General features: G+C 57.9%; 16 protein-coding genes. 6 read left to right on the top strand and 10 right to left on the bottom strand.

Features of this window, described 5'->3' with window-relative positions; all coding sequences use genetic code 11:
* Positions 1-31 precede the first annotated feature (31 nt).
* Positions 32-1,846 (bottom strand): TonB-dependent receptor, encoded by a 1,815-nt coding sequence (locus tag VM554_08485; protein ID HVJ08410.1) that lies wholly within the window; start codon positions 1,844-1,846, stop codon positions 32-34.
* Positions 1,847-1,958: 112 nt separating this feature from the next.
* Here VM554_08485 and VM554_08480 point away from each other — a divergent pair, with 112 nt between their 5' ends.
* On the top strand, positions 1,959-2,402 hold the full coding sequence (locus VM554_08480) for a MarR family transcriptional regulator (GenBank protein ID HVJ08409.1): 444 nt from the start codon (positions 1,959-1,961) through the stop codon (positions 2,400-2,402).
* A 128-nt stretch (positions 2,403-2,530) separates the two neighbouring features.
* Here VM554_08480 and VM554_08475 read toward each other — a convergent pair whose 3' ends face one another.
* On the bottom strand, positions 2,531-3,463 hold the full coding sequence (locus VM554_08475; GenBank protein HVJ08408.1) for a hypothetical protein: 933 nt from the start codon (positions 3,461-3,463) through the stop codon (positions 2,531-2,533).
* A 202-nt stretch (positions 3,464-3,665) separates the two neighbouring features.
* On the opposite strand from VM554_08475, the gene VM554_08470 reads away from it, so the two are divergent.
* Entirely contained in the window at positions 3,666-4,190 is a 525-nt protein-coding gene (locus VM554_08470; protein HVJ08407.1) for a BON domain-containing protein, read from the top strand.
* A gap of 36 nt (positions 4,191-4,226) precedes the next feature.
* Here the strand turns inward: VM554_08470 and VM554_08465 are convergent, their stop codons facing one another.
* The 4 genes from VM554_08465 to ahcY form a co-directional block, all read right to left on the bottom strand.
* Positions 4,227-5,717 (bottom strand): nitronate monooxygenase, encoded by a 1,491-nt coding sequence (locus VM554_08465; protein HVJ08406.1) that lies wholly within the window; start codon positions 5,715-5,717, stop codon positions 4,227-4,229.
* A gap of 154 nt (positions 5,718-5,871) precedes the next feature.
* A complete protein-coding gene (locus tag VM554_08460) occupies positions 5,872-6,858 on the bottom strand; it encodes an alkaline phosphatase family protein (protein HVJ08405.1) in 987 nt (328 codons plus the stop codon).
* Positions 6,859-6,926: 68 nt separating this feature from the next.
* Positions 6,927-8,255, bottom strand: a complete 1,329-nt coding sequence (locus tag VM554_08455; protein HVJ08404.1) for an LssY C-terminal domain-containing protein — start codon at positions 8,253-8,255, stop codon at positions 6,927-6,929.
* A 205-nt stretch (positions 8,256-8,460) separates the two neighbouring features.
* Positions 8,461-9,891, bottom strand: a complete 1,431-nt coding sequence (gene ahcY, locus VM554_08450) for an adenosylhomocysteinase (protein HVJ08403.1) — start codon at positions 9,889-9,891, stop codon at positions 8,461-8,463.
* A 56-nt stretch (positions 9,892-9,947) separates the two neighbouring features.
* Between ahcY and VM554_08445 the strand changes: the two genes are divergently transcribed.
* Positions 9,948-10,901 carry a metalloregulator ArsR/SmtB family transcription factor gene (locus VM554_08445; protein HVJ08402.1) on the top strand — a complete coding sequence of 318 codons (954 nt, stop codon included), beginning with the start codon at positions 9,948-9,950 and terminating at the stop codon, positions 10,899-10,901.
* A 19-nt stretch (positions 10,902-10,920) separates the two neighbouring features.
* On the opposite strand, the gene ada is transcribed toward VM554_08445, so the two are convergent.
* The 4 genes from ada to VM554_08425 form a co-directional block, all read right to left on the bottom strand.
* The gene (gene ada / locus VM554_08440; GenBank protein ID HVJ08401.1) at positions 10,921-11,988 is read right to left on the bottom strand and encodes a bifunctional DNA-binding transcriptional regulator/O6-methylguanine-DNA methyltransferase Ada; all 1,068 of its coding nucleotides are present in this window, start codon (positions 11,986-11,988) and stop codon (positions 10,921-10,923) included.
* 152 nt (positions 11,989-12,140) lie between these two features.
* The gene (gene metK, locus VM554_08435; GenBank protein ID HVJ08400.1) at positions 12,141-13,316 is read right to left on the bottom strand and encodes a methionine adenosyltransferase; all 1,176 of its coding nucleotides are present in this window, start codon (positions 13,314-13,316) and stop codon (positions 12,141-12,143) included.
* 411 nt (positions 13,317-13,727) lie between these two features.
* A complete protein-coding gene (locus VM554_08430) occupies positions 13,728-14,378 on the bottom strand; it encodes a hypothetical protein (protein HVJ08399.1) in 651 nt (216 codons plus the stop codon).
* Between the two features lie 120 nt (positions 14,379-14,498).
* Entirely contained in the window at positions 14,499-15,008 is a 510-nt protein-coding gene (locus VM554_08425; GenBank protein HVJ08398.1) for a helix-turn-helix domain-containing protein, read from the bottom strand.
* 332 nt (positions 15,009-15,340) lie between these two features.
* Between VM554_08425 and VM554_08420 the strand changes: the two genes are divergently transcribed.
* From VM554_08420 to VM554_08410, 3 genes are all read left to right on the top strand, one after another.
* Positions 15,341-16,444, top strand: a complete 1,104-nt coding sequence (locus VM554_08420; GenBank protein ID HVJ08397.1) for an FtsX-like permease family protein — start codon at positions 15,341-15,343, stop codon at positions 16,442-16,444.
* A gap of 101 nt (positions 16,445-16,545) precedes the next feature.
* The gene (locus VM554_08415) at positions 16,546-18,063 is read left to right on the top strand and encodes a glycosyltransferase family 39 protein (protein ID HVJ08396.1); all 1,518 of its coding nucleotides are present in this window, start codon (positions 16,546-16,548) and stop codon (positions 18,061-18,063) included.
* 209 nt (positions 18,064-18,272) lie between these two features.
* Complete coding sequence (locus VM554_08410; protein ID HVJ08395.1) at positions 18,273-20,432, top strand: sodium-translocating pyrophosphatase; 2,160 nt, start codon at positions 18,273-18,275, stop codon at positions 20,430-20,432.
* The last annotated feature ends 146 nt before the right edge of the window (positions 20,433-20,578 follow it).

Raw genomic sequence — 20,578 nt, 5'->3', positions numbered from 1 at the left:
GAGCGAAAACGATTCGCTGACTTGCTGCCCTTCATTTCTTCTTCGCGATGACAAACTCAATTCCGCCGATAAAGCTCCGGCCTGGCATGCGGACGCCAGCAATCTCCTCATAGCCGGTGTTGGTTAGATTCGTCATCTGCAAATACGGGCGAAGATGTCCGGTCTCGCGAGCGATCGATGCATCCCAGATGGGGTCGGGATCCTGGTGATACCGCTGGACGACGCCAAAGCGCGACTGCAGCAGCAGAGTCTGCTTCAGGTTCCAGTTCCATTCCACCCTTCCATTGTTCCCTGGGTAGCGGAAGACATATTTTGACTGGAGCCCTCGCAGGGGATTCTCCGCTGCGGTCATCCACGTCCAACTTAGCTTGACCGTCTGGCTCTGGTTCGCGTGCCAGTCCATGGCCGCCTCAACGCCGGTAAAGCGTAGCTTCGCAAGATTCTTCGCCTGCCATGGCGCTGTGGATGCTGCGCGCACGTAGTCGATCGTATCTCTCTCCTCCGAATCGAAGACCGTGAGCATCGTCGCGATGCGGGAGTCAGGATACCAATCCGCTCCGCCTTCGTAGTTCCACGCCGACTCCGGTTGAAGTGCAGGATTCCCCAGCGTAGCTGGGTCTTTGTAATAGAGGTCAAGATAAGTGGGAAGACGAAAACCATGGCTGGCTGAAGCCCGCAGTTTGACTGCATGAGGCAGCCAGAGCGTGCCCGCAAACATCGGGCTCAACACCGACCGTCCTCCGCTGAAGAGTTCTTCTCGCAGGCCAGCCGCAATCGACCCTCGCTGAGGAATACGCCACTCAACCTCGCCGTAACCCGCACCGCGATTGCGTCCATGCCGGCCCAGGTTCGTGCTCTCAATCTGATCGGTGATTTCTTCCAGGCCGCAGAGCAGTGTCGTATTCCGCAGAATCTCGCGCCGGTCACGCAGCGATCCCTGAAAGCCGTCATCGACGTGCTGATTCTTGTATCCGGCAGGCTGGTTGCGCCGCAGCAGAAAGAGATCCGAGTGGCGACGATACCCTGCTGCTGCTTCGGTATGCGCGTTGAACTGCTGCGCGACAGAGGCAAACCATCCCTTCGTCCTCTCCCATGAGTTGTAGTTGCCATAAAATTGGGCTGCTCCAAACGCGCGGTCGTCTCCGCTGAAGAGCAGGTCTGTCGATCCGAGACGAGTTGCGAGCCTCGTCTCCGTGCTCGCGTCCTCGGTTCTGTAGTCGCGGTCGGGGATAAAGCCAGTGGAAAAGCCGCGGCTTCCGGCGATAACCTCGCTCCAGTTTCTGGCGGCAATGGAGCCGAGAAGCACCTGCTCATTCTCGCCATCGCTTCCTGCTCCGGTTCGCAGGCGCAAGGTGTTGGCGTCGGGCTTCCACGTCAGATAGTCAACGACGCCGCCGATAGCATCCGAGCCGTATAGCGTCGATCCTGCTCCGTGCAGAATGTCGATGCTGCCCAGGGCCGCAAGCGGCAGAGGCAGGTCGAGATTGAAGTGAGAGGTCTCTGCGTTATTGATCCGCAGCCCGTTGACCATCACCAGCGTTTGCTCAAAGGAGGCCCCGCGAATGGAGATGTCCGCCATCACCCCTGCAGCTCCGCGTTGCTGGATGTCGACCGATGCATCGGTGCGCAGGTAATCCTCCACATCACGGTAGGCGAGCGCGTGTTGCTGCGTATCCAGTGCCACCACCGTGCGGGCCGACTCTCCCTGGCTTACCGGCGCACTGTTTCCCAGTACAACGACTGTCGTGGAGGCGGGAGCAATCGCCGGTGGGGCCTGTTGCGCGCATACGGGTAGCGATGCGAATCCAAGCAGCACCAACTCCAGTGGAAGATAACGGAGGTACATCGTCCTTAGATCTCCTCTTACTTCCGTAATCCTCTGCGCATAGGAGGGCCGGTTCAAGTGAGGTTTTATATTGCTTTTGATAATTGATGCGCTAAACTATCTTGACTAACCTATGCGTATTGATGCGTTCCTCGACGAAAGCCCGATGTTCGCGATCAACCGGGCAGCACGCCGTTTCGATTCTCTTGCCGTTCGCATTCTGGAGGCCGACCACCTGAGCTTTCTCGAGGGCCTGGTGCTGGCCGCGATCTTCTTTGAAGCTCCGCGTATGATCAAGCCCTCCCACCTGGCTGAGACCTTTGGCACAACCCGAGGCAACATCAGCCATTGCATCTCATCGCTGGAGGCCAAGGCGCTCCTGCAAAGAAAGATCGATCCTGCGGACGCGCGCGCGTATCACCTTGTCCTCAGGCCACAGGGGAAGAAGTGCGCCTTGCGAGTCATCAGCGCATTCGACAGGTTGCAGCGGGAGTTTGAGAAGGCAGTTGGCAAGCCGGCGCTTGGCGATACTCTCAAGGTCATTCGAAAACTGGAATCCCTCTTCTCCTCCAGCTAGTCGCCAGGCCAGGAGAGGAGATTCGATGCAAGTCGTCACTTTGCTGATGGGATCCTCCGCTGTGCTCAGGATGACAACCGGGAAAGAGGGGGAGGCTCGATGCGAGTAGTCTCTGCTGCCGACTGGCCTTATGCAACGACAACACGGCCAATCGCCGTCTCTAGAATCTCCGGTGTAATGACCAGCCCCACCGCATTTCGTGCCCGCTTGCGGAAGAGGGCCGCCGTTTCGCACAGCACTACGATGTCTTCGATCTCCGCGGGATTGATCACCGACTCCAGGATGCGGTCGCAGAACTGCTCCGCCGTCATCCCCTCCAGCCGATAGCCTCGCGATGTCGCGGTCTTCAGGTAGAAGCGTGCAACCTCGGCCAGCATCCGCGCTGCGTCTTCCTGTATCTCGCCGCGGCTACCGTGCTTTACCTCCGCGCCGGGCAGCGCGATTTTGATGCCGAAGATATTGTCCAGGTCGCTGTCCGATTGAAACGACACCGTAGTCGCGACTACCAGCACATTCTGTCTTTCCGAGGTTGTCTCGATGAGCGCATCCAGTTCCGTGAGCAGCTCGGGATTGCTCTCCTGATATGCCAGATCGATACGCGGCAGCAGCAGCAGAACCTTGGAGCGTTTATAGTGCCGCACCAGGCTTTTTGCCTTTGCCAGCGCATCGCTGTCTCGGGGGTTGTAGACAGTGATGATCCTCTCCATGCCTGCCAGCAGGGCGATCTTCTGTGCCAGGCTCTTCTTGCCGCTCTGGTTCGGCCCGATAATCAGCACTTCATTGCCGATCTTCAGATCTCCATACCTCGCAGGATTGCGGGCGCGATCGATCAGGTCGGCAATATTCTCCAGCAGGGTATCCATGCCTGCCAGCCGCGGATGCAACGAACTCACCGGCTCATCTTCCAGGCTGAGGTCGATACGCTCCCTTCGCTTTCGGCGTTCGGCGATAAACTCGATCAAAACCGGCATCGCCGCCACAGATCCAACCACGGTTGCAAATACCAGCAACTCTTCGGTAATCAGCAGGGCATTCTCGCTGGATGCGGCAGGATCGAACATACGCAGAGGATAGCAGGCTGGCTCCAGCTTGGCTGCTCTATCCTTGTCCCACGAAAAGCTATGATTGGAGCGACTTTATTATTTTGGCAACTGGCTAGTTACCGCGAAGCGGATACTGGCATCACATGGAATGAATGTCCGTTCCTGAAACCGGTCCGCCGGTCACTCCCAGTTTTTGCTGGACGATAGAAGAGGATTTCTTATGCGCAGTGCAATATCAGTTTTAGGCATCGGATTACTCGGATTAGGACTTGCCATCGGCTGCAAGAGCCCGCAACATCCGCCGGTAAAGGACAACGTAGTCGCCAGCCTCAAGGCGAATAACCTCGGAGATCTCAGCGTCGACGAAGATCGCGATAAAGGAGTCGTCACTCTCAAGGGCGATGTGCAAACCGAGGATCTCAAGACGCAGGCAGAAACGCTCGCACGCAATGCAGCTCCGGGCTATGTGGTCGCCAATGAAGTTGGAGTGCGCCCCACGGGGATGGAGTCTCAGGCCAAGTCTGTTGACTCGAACCTCGACGACGCCATTGAAAGTAACTACAAGGCTATGTTGAAAGGGAACAAAGCTCTCGACGCCCAGAGCATTCACTACAAGGCGAAGAATGGCACGCTGGTCCTAACCGGTTCCGTCAAGACGGCTGCCGAGCGAACCGACGCGGCCAATCTCGCTAAGACCGTTCCCAACGTGCAGCAGGTAGTCAATGAAATCGAGATTAAGAAATAGCCCCGCCCTGTTGTGGGCAAGCTATAAAGCAGAGGATTACTTCAGGCTGCCGGCTCCGGCGGCCTGAAGCGTCTCCACGCAATCTTCGCTCTTCGCTGGTATACGCTCGCCGCTCAGCAGGTTTTCCAGAACTTCAGCGACGGTGTAACTGGTTTTTCCAGGAGCGAGAAATCGTCCGATCTCGACCAGATCATTCCCGGTTGTCACCAGTCCTACTTCCACGTGCTTTCCACCGGCCCGGATCTGCTGCATTCCAATGTTGGCCATCAGCGCATTGCAGACGCACTGTCGCCCAACCGTGTCTTCGATCTTTCCGCCTTTGGAGAGATAGATCGTCACCGGCTCCGCCGAGCAGCGGTATCCTATCGTCCCGTCATCTTTCTTGTACGGCTCCCGCAGATATCCCAGATCGCAGATGCGCGGCCGCTTCAGGTAGACCTGGGAGTCAGACGTGGTGCCCTCAAGCTCGGCTACCTTGAACGGGAATCCTGTCGGTGAGGCAATCGGATTCGTAAAGACTTTTGCCGTCCCTGCAATTGCCTTCGCGATCAAATCTCGCTTGTATTGCTCCCGCATTCCAGACTCGTCTGTGAAGGCAAATGCTGTCCCGATCTGTACCCCTGTCGCGCCTGCGGCCAGCGCGGAGCGGACGCCTTCCGGCGATCCGTATCCACCGGCAAGCCAGAAGGGAACGCCCAACTCTGCAATCTTGGCAAGATCCACCACGTCGCGATCCCCGTAGATAGGCTCTCCTGCCTCATCCAGCATCATCTTGCCGCGAGGCGGTGCGTTGTGTCCGCCTGCGGTCTGGCCCTCGATGATAAAGCCATCCACCTTGCCGTTCGCCTTCTTCAACATCGTTGCCGCCAGCGTGTTCGACGAAATAATCGCCAGGAACATCGGCCGCTTCAGCGGGGGCAGGTCCAACGGAACAAACTCGCGTGGCGCAAAGTGCATCATCGTATCGTCTTCTTCGCGCGCGCCATATACGTGCAGGATGTATTCCGCCGGTTCGTGGTGCACATACCGGTCCAATACGCCGGGAACCCGTATCGGAATCCCCGCTCCCATCAGCACAAAGTCCACGCCTGCCAGCATCGCTCCATACATTGAGGCAAGATGCGGCATCTGGATCTTCTCCAGATAGTTGATGCCCACTGGGTTTCCGTGACCTTCGCGTGCCAGCCACACTTCTACGAAGTTGGAGACCAGACACATCTCCTGCACGTCTCGCGGGCCTTCCTTCGTGTGCTTGGCCATTGTGACGTAAGGCACATTGGCACCTCTGCCGCCCTCAATGTAGTACTTGTTCAGGATGCGTTCAGCCATCTCCGGCAAAGGAAACGCAGCAAGAGCGCGCCGCATGTGACCGCCGGGGTCGCCATCTTGCAACCGACGCGCCAGAATCTCGTCTAGAGCTGTACCAGATACCACGCCAAGCTGACCCAGACGAGAGACCGTGTTTGCCAGGCGCCAGTCGGAAACCCCGGCACCCATTCCACCCTGAATGATTAACGGAAGAGACATATGCTTCTATGCTTGCACCTCTTCTTCAGGGCGACCGTTTTAGTTTTGTAATAGATGGAAATTACAGGACATTGCGCGGCGTAACGACGTGCAAGTGGTGTGATCGCCATCACTTGCAAAGGGCTGCGTTTGAGGCCTGCGGTGAAAGTTGCTCCTAATCCCCGGCGATGAACTCCTCCATGTCTGGTGCTGTTGCCGCGCTGCCCGGAAAGGTGGTGAGCCCAATAGCCTCCGACAGGAACCTCAGGGTGCTCTGGTGCTGGTATAGCGTGGTGGAGGTATAACCCTTCCTGACGTCGGGGCCCACGGCCACCCACGCCACATGACCACCGCCATAGGCCGTGTCCGATGAGAAGGACTCGTCAAAAACAATCACGAGCAAGCCTCCATGGGTCGCGTTGAAGCTGGAACTAAGGATCAGGGGCTCAAGATTCGCCTGGAGCCAGTTATCCGCGGCGGCCAGCTTCTCATTATCGGTGCAACTTGGGATCGTGTCGGGACAATCGTGACCATTGTGGTCATCGTCTGGAACGATGAAGGAGTATTGCGGAAATGTGTGGTTGGAGAGGTCGGTCGAGAACCGCGTAAACGGAACCAGATTCTGCCGCTGGGCCGTACTGTAGCGCACATCGGAAAAATACGAGAGAGGATTGTGGTGCTGTGTATACTCCCCGCTGTTGCCGCCGATGTAGCCGGTGTAGGGAAGTCCTTCCGAGTACTCTCGCCAGGTCTTCCGGGCGAAGATCAGGTGCCGGACGATGTTGTCGGCGGTCACCGTTTGAGTGTAACTGTCATTGTTGCTGATGATCTGGCCGGTGGTCAGTTCAAAATAGTTGCCGATGGATGGGTGTGTATTGGCGTAATAGGACTTCGCATGGGCATAAGTCTTCGCCAGCGAGTTCAGATATGGCATGCTGGGATTACCAATCACACTTGAATAGGAATGATTCTCCAGCACGACGAGAAAAACATGCTGGACTTGAATATCCGTAGCGGAGAGCAGGCTTGCAGTCGCGTCAGAGCCCGAGTCCGAACCCAAGTCAGAGCCCAAGGCAGAGCTAAGGATCGGCGTTGTGCCGGGCCAGGCCGCTATCAGTCCCAGCAGCAAGGCCGTCAGCGACAATAGACGCGCGGTAGACATCTGTCCTCGGGCAGCTCCAGGCCCACTCAGGCTTGCTCTTGCTCGCTGCTGCTAACCTTGTTGACTCGCTACTTCAGCTCCATGACGACAACCCGCCCATCCGAGTTGAAGCTGCCTCCGGTAGCCGTCTTTGCGGTGCGCAGCGGGTTATCCGGCAGCACATAGGCTGCACCCTCAATCACGCCCGCCGCGGCAAAGCTCTTCTCGATAAAGTCGCGCTCCTCGTCGATGTTGGCGTCGATGTGGTGTGTTACCCCGCCGGTACGCTGATCCTTTTCAAATCCGTTGTCGTGCGTAGCAGAGCCTACCCACATGGGCTTTCCATCCACCGTCTTGTCCGTCTTCCACACGCGAAGATGATGGCGAACTGCGGCAACCTCAATCGGAGCGGCACGCGCAAACGAAAGATCCTGTGGGCGTCCGAAGAGATAGAGCGTGCTCATTGGCATTTCTACATAAGCCTGGTGCTCCAGCGTCGCCAGCAGGCCGTGGACAACTGCTTGTCCGGTGGACCTGTCCACCTGCGTCCAACCTGCGGTCTTGAAGGCGTTCAGCACCTGATCCTCTGTGCCAATCAGCGAGAAGTTCACCATATCTCCGGGGTTGCCCTGCTGATCTCCCACTCGCCGGGGTATATCGGCGAAAAGAGCAGGAGACAGCTCGCTCTTCATCTCCGCCGCCGCTGCGGGCGTGCGGGGAGATCCGGCGGGTGCGGGCAACAAAGTTGTGCCGGCATTCTTCGCCTTCGTGGCCGAGGCCTTGGCTGTCGAGCTCTCCACCTTCGCTCCCGGCTGCAGCTTGATCTTGACCTCAAAATCTCCGTCCGCTGTCAGGTCCGAGCTCAGGTTCGCTGCCAGGTAAAGACGTCCTCCCTGTGCCAGGTTCGCGTCTTTCTTTTCTCCCACTAAAAAAGGAACCGCCGCAGTATCGCCTATGCGGGCGACCACGGCTCCAATGTTGGCGCTGTTTACTGGAAACTGCCGGATCATATCCTTCCAGCCGCGTGTGACGCCCTCAGGCGTTACCTCGCGCCCGTCGCTGATCTTCAGCGTACCGCTCGAACTCCACTCCACATGGTCGCCTGCGTTCAGCGTCACGCCCGTGTCCACCCAATCGCTGCTGTTTACTTTGAAGGAGTAGCTCGATTTCCGCCCGACAGTCGTTGTCCGCGGCGTCAGCGGAATTATCTCAACCGGGGTGGCATGCTTCCCCACGCTCTGCACCGGCTGAGGCGAGTCGGATTTGACCCCATAATTCACCGATTCCGGCTCGGAACCCGTTTTGGCAATCGGCGCTCCAAGCACGGGTAACGAGCTGGGTGGGGTAGGTGACTGATCCTGCTGCGCTACCGCATGCAGGGTTGTGGCTGCGAGCCCCACAGCGCAAAATGCAACCATCAGTTCCGTCCGAAACCGCCTCAAGCTATTGCCCAGATTCCTCATTCCCCGAAACTGCACCTCATACTCCTATTCGACACTCTTCTGAAGAAATGGATGCGTTGCTGGCACGAAAAGTAAACCATGCCGTCATCCGCAAAACACAAGAGCCCGGCTACTTCCTGCCGGGCTCTTCGTTATTCTATTTGTAATCCGGTTTGCGGTCCTAGTAGCGGTAAGTCTCTGCCTTGAAAGGCCCCTCTACTGGAACGCCGAGGTATTCGGCCTGCTTCTCGGACAGTGTCGTCAGCTTAACGCCGATCTTCTCCAGATGCAGACGAGCGACTTCCTCATCCAGTTTCTTCGGAAGCGTATACACATCCACCTTGTAAGTATCTTTGTTCTTCCACAGATCCAGCGCAGCCAGCGTCTGGTTGGAAAAGCTGTTGCTCATCACAAAGCTGGGGTGCCCGGTCGCGCAGCCCAGGTTCACCAGCCGGCCTTCCGCCAGCACAAAAATACTGTGTCCGTCAGGGAAGGTGTATTGATCCACCTGTGGCTTGATGGTCGTCTTGACGACACCTGCCTCGTTGTTCAGCCGGTCAATCTGAATTTCATTATCAAAGTGGCCAATGTTGCAGACGATCGCCTGATCCTTCATCGCCTTCATGTGTTCCAGCGTCAGGATATCCACGTTCCCGGTGCAGGTTACGTAGATATCGGCTCGTCCCAGAGTGTCCTCCACCCTGGCAACTTCGTAGCCCTCCATCGCTGCCTGCAGCGCGTTGATGGGATCAATCTCCGTGACCACGACGCGCGCACCCAGACCACGCAGCGATTGTGACGAACCCTTCCCCACATCGCCATAGCCGCAGATCACCGCAACCTTGCCCGCCACCATCACATCCGTCGCTCGCTTGATGCCGTCTACCAGGGATTCGCGGCAACCATACAGGTTGTCGAATTTCGACTTCGTCACCGAGTCATTTACATTGATTGCCGGAACCAGCAGCTTGCCCTGCTCCTTCATCTTGTAAAGCCGGTGAACGCCTGTCGTCGTCTCTTCCGAAACGCCGCGCCACTCCTTCACGACTTTGTGCCAGTGCTGCGGATCCTCCGCATGCACTTTCTTCAGCAGGTCCTTGATTACCTGCTCTTCATGGTTGGAAGATGCCGTGTTTACCCAGCCATCGCCGTCTTCCAGTTCATAGCCCTTGTGGATCAGCAGCGTTACGTCGCCGCCATCGTCCACGACCAGTTCCGGTCCCTTGCCGCTGCTGTGGCTCAGCGCCTGATAGGTGCACCACCAGTACTCTTCGAGCGATTCACCCTTCCACGCAAATACCGGCACGCCAGCCGCCGCGATCGCCGCCGCCGCATGGTCTTGTGTCGAGAAGATGTTGCAGCTCGCCCAGCGCACGGTCGCGCCCAGCTCCACCAGCGTCTCAATCAGCACCGCTGTCTGGATCGTCATGTGCAGCGATCCGGTCACGCGCACGCCAGCCAGGGGCTTGGCCGCGGCATACTTCCGCCGAATCGACATCAGTCCGGGCATTTCCTGCTCGGCAATCGTTATTTCCTTGCGGCCCCAATCGGCCAGCGCCAGGTCGGCCACCTTGAATTCGGTGTTCGTGCGATCCGCGGTTGCGGTTGCCATGTAAAACCCTCCTATCGCGATATCGCGATATTTTGATAGATTAGTTCTACCCCGTGATGAAGTCAATTCTCAAGTCCCTGCGAATTCTCTCCGACGCGAACCGCCTCCGCGTCCTGCTCCTGGTCGAACGCGAAGAGCTCTCTGTCGCGGAGTTGCAGGAGATCCTCGGCATGGGCCAGAGCACTCTTTCCACGCATCTCTCCCAGCTCAAGCAGGCAGGTCTTGTGGAAGACCGTCGCACCGGGAAGAACATTCTCTACCGCCTGAAGCAGGAGAATGGCGCTGCCGACAAAGCCGATGTCGTGAGCCAGTTGATTCCGCTCCTCAAGCAGGCTGCCCGCGAAGTTCCCGAGTCTCGCCAGGACAGCGCTGCGCTCAAACTCGTGTTGCGCAAGCGGCAGGATAAGACCCGTGCCTTCTTTGATGAGATGGCTGGCCGCTTTGGCCGCGAATACATCCCCGGCCGCTCGTGGAAAGGATTTGCCGAAGCGCTGTTGCTCCTGATGCCGCCGATGCGAATCGCCGATCTTGGAGCGGGGGAGGGAACCTTTTCGCTGCTTCTGGCGCAGCGTGCCACGCAGGTGATCGCCGTCGACAACTCGCAGAAGATGGTGGAGTTTGGCACCCAGCTCGGCCGCCGCCAGGGAGCGAAGACTCTCGAATATCGCCAGGGGGATCTTGAGGATGTGCCCATCGCGGATGCCTCCATGGATCTCGCGCTCTTCAGCCAGTCGCTGCATCACGCCATTCACCCCGAGCGCGCAATTGCCGAGGCTTTCCGCATCCTCAAGCCACAGGGCCGTATCGTCGTGCTGGACCTGGGCAAGCATCGCTTTGAGGAAGCCCGCGAACTATACGCCGATCTCTGGCTGGGCTTCAGCGAGGTGGAACTGGAGGCATTGCTGCACAAGGCCGGCTTCCAGAGTGTGCTTACCTCCATTGTTCATAAGGAGGCTGAAGCGCCGCACTTCCAAACCATTCTTGCTGTTGGAGACAAGCCCGCGTCCTGATGCTGGTGCCAGCAGGGGGCTAAATTCGCGAGTGCGCCAATACAGCGGCAGAGCGCTCGGCTTCGAGCAGTTTCCGCTTGCGCTCCACCCCCCAGCGATATCCCGTCAATTTGCCGTCGCTCCCCACGACGCGGTGGCAGGGAATGGCCAGCGCGACCGGATTGGAAGCGCAGGCCCGCGCCACCGCACGCACTGCGGTTGGCTGTCCGATCTCGCGTGCAACCTCCGCATAGCTGCGCGTCTCGCCTCGCGGAATCCGCTGCAGCGCCTGCCACACGCGAGTCTGGAAAGCCGTCGCGCGGATATCCAGCGGCAGTGACAGCGTCAGCGGATGCTCGCTCATCTGCGACAGCACCTGGATCACCGTGTTCCCCAGCCCGGCATCGTCGCGAGCTAACTCGGCCCGGGGAAAGCGCTCGCGCAGAGCCTCTTCCAGTTCACTCTCCAGCCCGCCAAGGGCGATCGAACAGATTCCCACGGGAGTCACGGCGACCAGGATCTTGCCCAGCGTGCAATCGTGAATGCAGAAGCGAATCGCCATTCCCTTGGCTCCCTCTCGATACGTAGTCGGGGTCATGCCCATCTGCGCCGTGGCCTGCTCATAGACGCGGCTGCTGGAACTGAATCCCGCCTCGTACACAGCTTCGGTCACGCTGTCTTTGAGCAGCAGTTGTTCGCGAAAGCGCTCCATCCGGCGAGCCTGCTGGTACTGCTTCGGCGTAATCCCCAGTGCCTGCCGAAAGAGCCGCTGCGCATGAAATGGGCTTAAGCTTAGGAGCTTCCCCAACGCTTCGAGCTTCACCGTCTCCTCCATGTGCTCTTCCAGGTATTCGCAGGCGGCAGTCAGCAGTTGGTGCTGAGGATGATTCTCGGAAGGACGGCACCGTTTGCAGGCGCGGTAGCCGGCGCGCTCCGCCAACTCGCTGGTAGCAAAGAAGCGCACCGATGTCTTGAGCGGGCGGCGGCTGGGGCATGAAGGCCGGCAGTAGATTCCCGTCGTCCGCACGGCGTAGACAAACATCGCTGCCGCGCTGCGCGCCTCTACCATCTTCCATGCCTGTTCCCATACTCCAGACGAGACGCCCATGATGCACCTCCAAGCAAAATAGCACCTCCACACAGCTTGGCGCCTGGGTGTCGTTGGCCACACTCCGATTCTTGCGGTCAAAAAGAAAATCGCCAAAGCAAAAGGGGCAAGCTCATCGCGAGCCTGCCCCCCTTACTGCTCCGACTTCTGGATTACTTCGCTGCTGCTCCCGCCTTCAGCGCAGCCTGCTCCCGCAGTGCCGCGACCTTATCGGTTGCTTCCCAGGTAAAATCAGGTCCCTTGCGGCCGAAGTGGCCATAGGCAGCGGTCTGGCGATAAATGGGGCGACGCAGGTTCAGGCTTTCGATAATGCCCTTTGGTGTCAGGCTGAAGTTTGCCCGTACCAGCTCCTGCAGTTGCGTTGATTCCAGCTTACCGGTGCCGAATGTTTCCACCAGCACGCTCACCGGCTCCGCTACGCCGATGGCATAGGCAAGCTGAACTTCGCAGCGCTCGGCCAGGCCGGCAGCCACGATATTCTTCGCGATATAGCGCGCCATGTAGGCCGCGGAGCGATCCACCTTTGTCGGATCCTTGCCGCTGAATGCGCCACCACCGTGACGGCCCATTCCGCCGTAGGTGTCGACGATGATCTTGCGGCCTGTCAGACCGGTGTCGCCCATGGGGCCACCAATCACAAATCGGCCCGTGGGATTGATGTGATACTTCGTGTTCTCGTCCAGAAGCTTCGCGGGCAGAACTGCCTGAATAACGTGCTTCAGAATATCGGCGTGAAGCTGTTCGTTCGTCACCGTGTCCGAATGCTGCGAAGAGATAACCACAGCGTCGATGCGCACCGGCTTGTTGTTCTCGTCGTACTCCACCGTTACCTGGCTCTTGCCGTCGGGCCGCAGGTAGGAGAGCAGGCCGCTCTTGCGAACTTCCGTCAGGCGCCGCGTCAACGCGTGAGCCAGCGCAATGGGCGTCGGCATGTAGTCTTCATTCTCGTTGGAGGCATAGCCGAACATCATGCCCTGATCGCCTGCGCCGCCTGTATCCACGCCTTGCGCAATATCGCCAGACTGCTTATTGATCGTCGAGATGACTGCGCAGGTGTTGGAGTCGAATCCATAAAGTGCATTGTCGTAGCCAATAGCAGCCACGACACCGCGAACCAGCGACTGTAAATCGACATAAGCCTTGGTGGTAATCTCGCCGGCGATCACTACCAGACCGGTCGCGGTCAGAGTTTCGCAGGCTACTCGGCTATAGTTGTCCTGCTCGAGACAGGCATCCAGAATCGCATCCGAGATTTGATCGGCAATTTTGTCAGGATGACCTTCCGTTACCGATTCAGATGTAAACAAAAAGCGGTCTTTTGAAGACAAGCCAGTTTCCTCCCTGTTTGATTTCTCGCCCTGCCGCTGTCGCTGTTTCTCTCTGGAAGGAACTGCGCGAATTTGCTTGATAAGCGGGCTCAGGCAGCCAGGACCCCAATGGGCCGCAAGCGTCTATCAAAACGGTAGCAGAGCCGAACAGCAAGAGCAAAAAGTTTCAGCCAGATGGCAGAAACCCTGTGCGAGTGGGCGCTGGAGCGCAGCGAACGGGCCATCAGCCCAGACAACACCCACGGAAAAGACCGAGTGCTGCACGATTTATGATCCAGTCAAAAAAAAGTTCAGACGCTCGGAAGTCTCGGAGGAACTTGGCTCTCGGCAACTTCTGGCCCATGCCTGCAATGCCACGCCGGGAGGCAGGACCAGAAGTTACCGAACCAATAGAACGGCCGCTGGATTGGGCTATTTGATGTTGACCTTATAAAGGATGTGCGGCTGCTTGCCGGTAAATTGGATGGTCGAAGTCGCCATCTGCTGCAACATCGGGATATCGGCCGCAGTCATCTCCCACAGAATGACGTGATCTTTCACCACGGCTCCCACCATGGCCACGTAGACCTCCGTGTTGCTGGTGCTCCCCGAGGCTAGCTGCGGCTTGCCCTTCGCCACCGTCCCCCAGAAGGTGCGCCCGTCGATAAAGTAGGCACTCGGATTTTTCACGGTCTTCAGGCCCGGCATCTTGCCCGTGTTCTCTACCATCGATTGCAATTGTGCTTCGGGAGTCATGTCCTTGGGTACGCAACTGCGCACCGCATCGACGACCGTTACACCAAGGCTAAGGCCCTCTGCGCCTTCCCCGACATTTGGCGGTGTCGACGAGAAGAGAATCTTCATACATTCCGCAGCCTTGGCATTGGGCCCCTCCGCCTTTACCTGTGCTACATCCTGCGTAGTCCAGCCGGCGGGCGGATGGTAGGTCATATTCAGATCGGAACGATCATAGGATTGATCTGCAGGCGCGGATGCCGCAGCCTCCGCTGCAGAATGGCGAGGAACCAGACAACTGGTCATCGCAAATGTCACGACAAGCGTCGCATGGATAAATTTAGACATGATGGCAACAGTTCCTTCCTGATTTGCGCCACCATTCTACACAGAAAGAACCTGCCTTTAGATATAGGAATCACGATGGGCTGGCGTTGCCTGGGACAGGGGAGCCGCTAACAGGGCCGATTACGCCCGGCAACCAGGAAACGTCGCGATCCGCGAAAGGTGGCCGTCGCCCAGGACTAAGGTGCTTTGCTCGGCAGCGTGCACCGGCAGCGCCGTCAGGCGCTGGTGTACATATCCATAGACGAAATAGGCTGCGACAGCCAGCACCGTCAACAACACAAATACGCCAGCCCAGCGAAGCCTCTCCGCAGAGCGATCCCGCTTTCCTGGGCGTGCTTTGCTGACATTCTCGGCAAAGGCAAACCAACTGATATCGTCGTCGCAGATAGCGCCGCTCTGCTGATAGGCGGTGAGGTAGCGATTCACCCATGTGTCCTCATCCAGGCCCACAACGCGCGCATAGCCGCGCACGATGCCCTTGTTGAAGACGCCGCCGGGGAGTTGACGGAACTTTTCGTCCTCCAGAGCCACCAAGTGCCGGCTACTAATCTTGGTAGCCGCCGTGATCTCCTGCAGTCCGATACCGCGGGATTCCCGCTCTCGTTTCAGTTCTTCGCCGAAATGCTCCATGTACAGATCCTGTAATCCAGGTCGTTACCCGCTACCATAAGGCGATGTGGTTACAACGTCAAAAGAAAAATGCGATTTAACCTTTATTTTCATAACACTAACGGGTTACGTGCACCAAATATGGTGCGGGGTAACCAGGTCGGCCAGCCCAAGCTCAGGAGCGGATTCTCTCCCTAGTCTCCCGCAAGCCCCCGGGAAAGCGCAACCCCGGTGCGGATGCTAACCTGTTTAGCAGGCTTATCGAACCGGATGTGCGCCTCCGAGAGGCCTCCGGGATAAAGATTGCGTTTCAATTCAAGATCGCGTTTCAATTTGGGAAGGTTGTCGCAAGAATGAATAAGCTGGTCCTCAACAATCTGCTGCATCGGCCCCTGCGTACTGCCATCAGCATCTTCGCCGTCGCGATTGAAGTCGTCATGATCCTTTCCATCGTGGCCATTATGTTTGGCATGCTCAACGATCAGAAGACGCGCGTCAGCGGCATCGGCGCGGACATGATCGTGCGTCCGGCCAACGCCAGCTTCCTCAGCGGCGTCGGCGGTGCTCCGGCGCCGGTTCGCGTGGCCGATGTGCTCCGCAAGGTTCCTCATATTCAAGTCGTCGCCCCGGTCATCACGAACCTTAGTACTGCCGGATCGGTTGAGACCATCTGGGGCATCGATTACGCGAGCTACAACGCCCTCAAGCCCTTCGAATTTATTGCAGGCGGCCCGTTTCAAGGCCCCAACGATGCCATTATCGACGACTACTACGCCCGGGCGGACAATGGCCACAAGGTCGGGGACACGATCAAGATCCTCAATCACGATTTCCGGGTTTCGGGCATCGTGGAGCATGGCAAGGGAGGCCGCAAATTTTTGCGCCTCGATACGCTGGGATCTCTGATGGGCTCCGACGGACATGCAACCCTCTTCTATTTGAAGAGCGATAACCTCGCCAACCAGGAACTCATCCGCAAAGAGATCAAGGCGCTGCCAGGAATGTCGGAATATCAGGTGCAGACCATGGACGAGTGGCTCTCCCTGATGACTCCGGCGCATCTCCCCGCGTTCACTACCGCGCTCTATACCGTCATCTGGATCGCCGTTATCGTCGGCTTCCTCGTCATCTTTCAATCGATGTATACCGCGGTGATGGAGCGCACCCGGGAGATTGGCATTCTCAAGTCTCTCGGTGCGTCCAAGACCTACATTGTGCGCGTAGTGCTGCGGGAGACCCTGGTCTTGTCCGTCGCAGGCGTTCTTCTGGGAATTCTGCTGGCCTTCGTCCTGCGTGCCTTTCTCAGCTATCGCAATCCAACCTTCAGCTTCCAACTCACCGCCGGGTGGATGCTGAAAGGGGCCGCGATTGCCTTTGCCGGAGCCCTGATTGGCGCGGTCTACCCCGCACTCAAGGCTGCTCACAAGGATCCGATCGACGCCCTGGCATACGAATAGGAATAGGCTCAGCGCCTTTGCTTCGCTATACTTAGACGCAGGATCCCAGCGCCCATGGCTCTCGAACGCATAACTACGCGCGCTGGGCTCTTCCATATTCCATGAAGTTTAAGAAACTACTGCTGTATTCCTGGATAGCCGCGATCGCAATTTTCGCCAGCATGCACTTCTCCAATCTCCGCGCGGACTTTCCCAATTATTCGCGCTGGATGGACTGGTCGAAGTACACCGACGAAGGATGGTATGGCAATGCCGCCATCGAATACTTCGTCCGTGGCTCATGGTTCGTTCCCGGAGACTTTAATTGTGCTGCGGCCCTTCCCGTCTGGCCCTTTCTGGAGTGGATTCTGTTTCACTTCACCGGAGTCAGCCTTCAGGCAGCGCGTGCCCTTGCCGTCTCGCTCTTTGTCTGCAATCTCGTACTCGCCTATGCGCTGTTGCGCGCCAATTCGGAGCGCTGGGTTGCGCTGCTCGGCACATCGCTGATTGCTGCCAGCTCCTTCTTCTTCTGCTTCAGCCGTCTTGCCATTCTGGAGCCGCTGCTTATTTGCCTTACACTCCTCAGCCTGCTCATCGCCGGCCGTGCCGCCGCGACAACTGCTCAGGGCCGCAGGCTGGGTCTGGCGGCTCTCATGGGCGTGCTGTATTGCCTCATGGTCCTTACCAAGACGACCGCTCTCTTTCTTCTGCCCGCGATCCTCTATGCACTGTGGTATCCGCAGCGGAAGAACCTTGCGAACTTCCTTCGCTCCGCCGCGGCCATGGGTGCCACTGCCGGCTTGCTGTTCAGCGCATACTTCGCGATGGTGGTGCGGCACAACTATTTGCAGGATTACCGCTATCTCTTTTTGGTCAACGTCTATACCAAGCCCACCACAATCCTCGGCTGGATCGTCACCTTCTATTACTCCGTTCACGGTGCTCTCTGGGTGGATCGAACCCTGGTGCTGCTGGCCCTGGCCATGGTGGTGACCTCTCTATTGATTGCGCGCTCGCTTTGGAGCAACCCGCTGTTTGTTTCGTCTCTGCTTGCCGTGGCGGGTTACTTCTTCTTTATTGGTTTCCATAACAACATGCAGCCCCGGTACTACGCTGTGGTGGCGGTCTTCGTGTTCTTTATTGTGGCGCTAGCGGCAGCAGCGTTGCTGCGTGCCAACCGGGCCATCGGGAGCGTTGCCGTCGCTGTCATCGTGTTCTCTCTTGTGAGAAATGCGCAGGAGACGATCCGCTTTGTCCGTCAACCCGAGTTCACCTTTGTGAACGCTGCCCGCGACCTGACGCGTTATATGGACGCGCATCCCAACGGGAATCGCCTCCTGCTGTCGATCAGCGGAAACGACATCACATTAATCACCGGATTGCCCAGCATCTGCGATGACTTCGGCACGCTCGATCTGCCCAGCCGGCTGCAGAAGTATCAGCCTGGATATTACGCAGCATGGAACGACCTCGATCCAGGTACCCTCGAAGATCTGCATACCCAGTACTGGCTGGAGCAGGTCGCCACTTTTCCTGCCTTTGACGACTCTGACCGCAATCAACTGGTCCTCTTCAAGCTCCATCCACGGCCCGCCGATAATCCCGACGTTGCTGACCTGATTCGCGTTCCCATTGAGTAGGATTCTCTCTTCCATTTTGAGTGCCACCTGGGGTAAAGTTACGCGGCATTCAAGTAAGGCGAGGGAAGACCATGTACGTAGGAGCACACAGATCAGATTTTCGTTGGCGCATGGAATAGTCGACGTGCTATCGTTCTGTGTTTCCCCTAAGTGGAGTGAGGTCAGGATCGACCGAGGCTCTTTGACAAGAGCCCCGCAATGGAGGAAGTGTGTCCGTAGCTGCATGGGTATGGTTCTTTTTGACAGTAAGTGCCCTATCGCTTGTTGTCGCCTGGTTGTTCACACGTGAAGTTCTTGCCGCCGATTCTGGCACTCCCGAAATGCAAAAAATCGCAAGCGCGATTAAAAAGGGAGCCGAAGCTTTCCTTCGCCGCCAATACACCACCATTTACAGCTTCAGCGTCGTTCTCGCCATCCTGCTCTTTTCGCTTTACTTCTATGAGAAGGGTTTCGGCCTGGCATGGAAGATGGCCGTCTCCTTCTTCGCCGGCGCCATCTGCTCCGGTCTTGCTGGTTTCTCCGGAATGTTCGTCTCCATCCGCGCCAATCTGCGCGCGGCGGCGGCGGCTCGCTCTTCCGTCAATCGTGCTATGCAGCTTGCGCTTCGTGGCGGTGCGGTCACCGGCCTTTCCGTCGTCGCGCTCTCGCTGCTTGGCGTTGGCCTTATCTTTCTCGCTTTCGGCGGCATGAAGAATCCGCAGACGGTTCCTTACCAGATTGTCGGCTTCGGCTTCGGCGCCAGCTTTGTCGCGCTCTTTGCGCAGCTCGGTGGCGGAATCTACACCAAGGCCGCTGATGTAGGCGCCGACCTCGTAGGCAAGGTGGAAGCCGGTATTCCGGAAGACGATCCCCGCAATCCTGCTGTGATCGCCGATCTGGTTGGCGATAACGTGGGCGACTGCGCGGGCCGCGGTGCGGACCTGTTCGAATCCACCGCTGCGGAAAACATCGGCGCCATGATTCTCTCTGTTGCGCTCTTTGGCAAATTCGGAATCCTGGGCATCTTCTTCCCGTTCGTGGCTCGCGCCTTCGGCCTCATCGCATCGATCCTTGGCATTCTCTCCGTTCGCCTCAAGAACGAAGAGGAGGACCCGATGTCCGCTCTCAATCGCGGTTACCTGGTCACCACCTGCCTCGCTGTCATCGGCTTCTACGTGGCGGTGCGCTTCCTGCTGCATAACAATCTGTGGTTCTTTGCCGCGGGCGTTATCGGCATGGCCAACAGCTACGTATTTGTCTGGATCACGCAGTACTACACCGAGTATCGCTACCGTCCTGTGGCATCGATTGCCAAGTCCTCGCTGACCGGCCCGGCAACCAACATCATCACTGGGCTCGCCGTCGGCATGGAGTCCACTGCGGCTCCGGTGATTGCTATCTCTGCGGCAATCCTCGGGTCATATTACTGCGGGCTGCATGGGCTGCCTGGGGTGCGCGGAGCAGGTCTCTTTGGCACCGCGATCGCCACCATGGGCATGCTGGCCACTGCTGCGTACATCCTGGCGATGGATACCTTTGGGCCCATCACCGATAATGCTGGCGGCATCATTGAGATGTCCGGCGCGCCGGAAGAAGTCCGCACCCGCACCGACCGTCTTGACTCCGTCGGTAATACCACCAAGGCCCTCACCAAGGGATATGCCATCGGCTCCGCTGCGCTGGCCGCATTCCTTCTTTTCTCTGCTTATATCGATGAAATCAACGAGCTCATTACCCAGAAGTATGGGCAGCTCAATGCACTTGGCGTAAAAGTGGTGGATGAATCCCTTCTGCTGACCAAGGTCGATATTTCCAAGCCGGCTGTCTTTGTCGCCTGCCTGATTGCCGCAGCGCTGGTTATCCTCTTCAGCTCCTTGGCGATCAAGGCCGTCGGCGCTGCCGCGCAAACCGTTATCCAGGAAGTTCGCCGCCAGTTTCGTGAACATCCCGGCATCATGGAGAACACGGAAGAGCCAGACTACGGCGCCTGCGTCGACCTGGTGACCAAAGGCGCGCTCAAGCAGATGGTCGCTCCCGGCCTGCTGGCTGTCGGCGTGCCAATCGTGGTCGGCGTCACCTTCCGCCTGTTCATCAGCCCTGAAGATCCAACCCTGGCAGCCGAGGCTGTAGCCGGACTGCTCATGGTTGGAACCATTGTAGGTATCCTCTTTGCCACCTTTATGAACAACGGCGGCGGCGCATGGGATAACGCAAAGAAGTTTATTGAAACCGGCCAGTATGGCGGCAAGCGCTCGGAGGCCCACAAGGCAGCCGTCGTAGGAGACACGGTCGGCGATCCCTTCAAGGACACTGCCGGTCCGTCGATCCACGTGCTTATCAAGCTGCTTTGCACCGTCGCATTTGTAATGGCTCCGCTGTTCCTGAAATAGCTTTGTTGTATTTGTAGCAACTTCAGTGACGTATATACAGAAGGGCCGCAGCGTTTTCGCTGCGGCCCTTCTGTATGCTGCAAAAATCGGCGTGTTTGCTCTAGAAATATTGTGTCAGTCACGGATACGTAAAGCATTTCATCCCC

The sequence above is a fragment of the Acidisarcina sp. genome, assembly GCA_035539175.1.
In the GTDB taxonomy this organism is placed as follows: Bacteria; Acidobacteriota; Terriglobia; order Terriglobales; family Acidobacteriaceae; genus JANXZS01.
The sequence above is the reverse complement of the archived record's forward strand: the minus strand, read 5'-3'. Positions and strand labels throughout refer to the sequence as shown.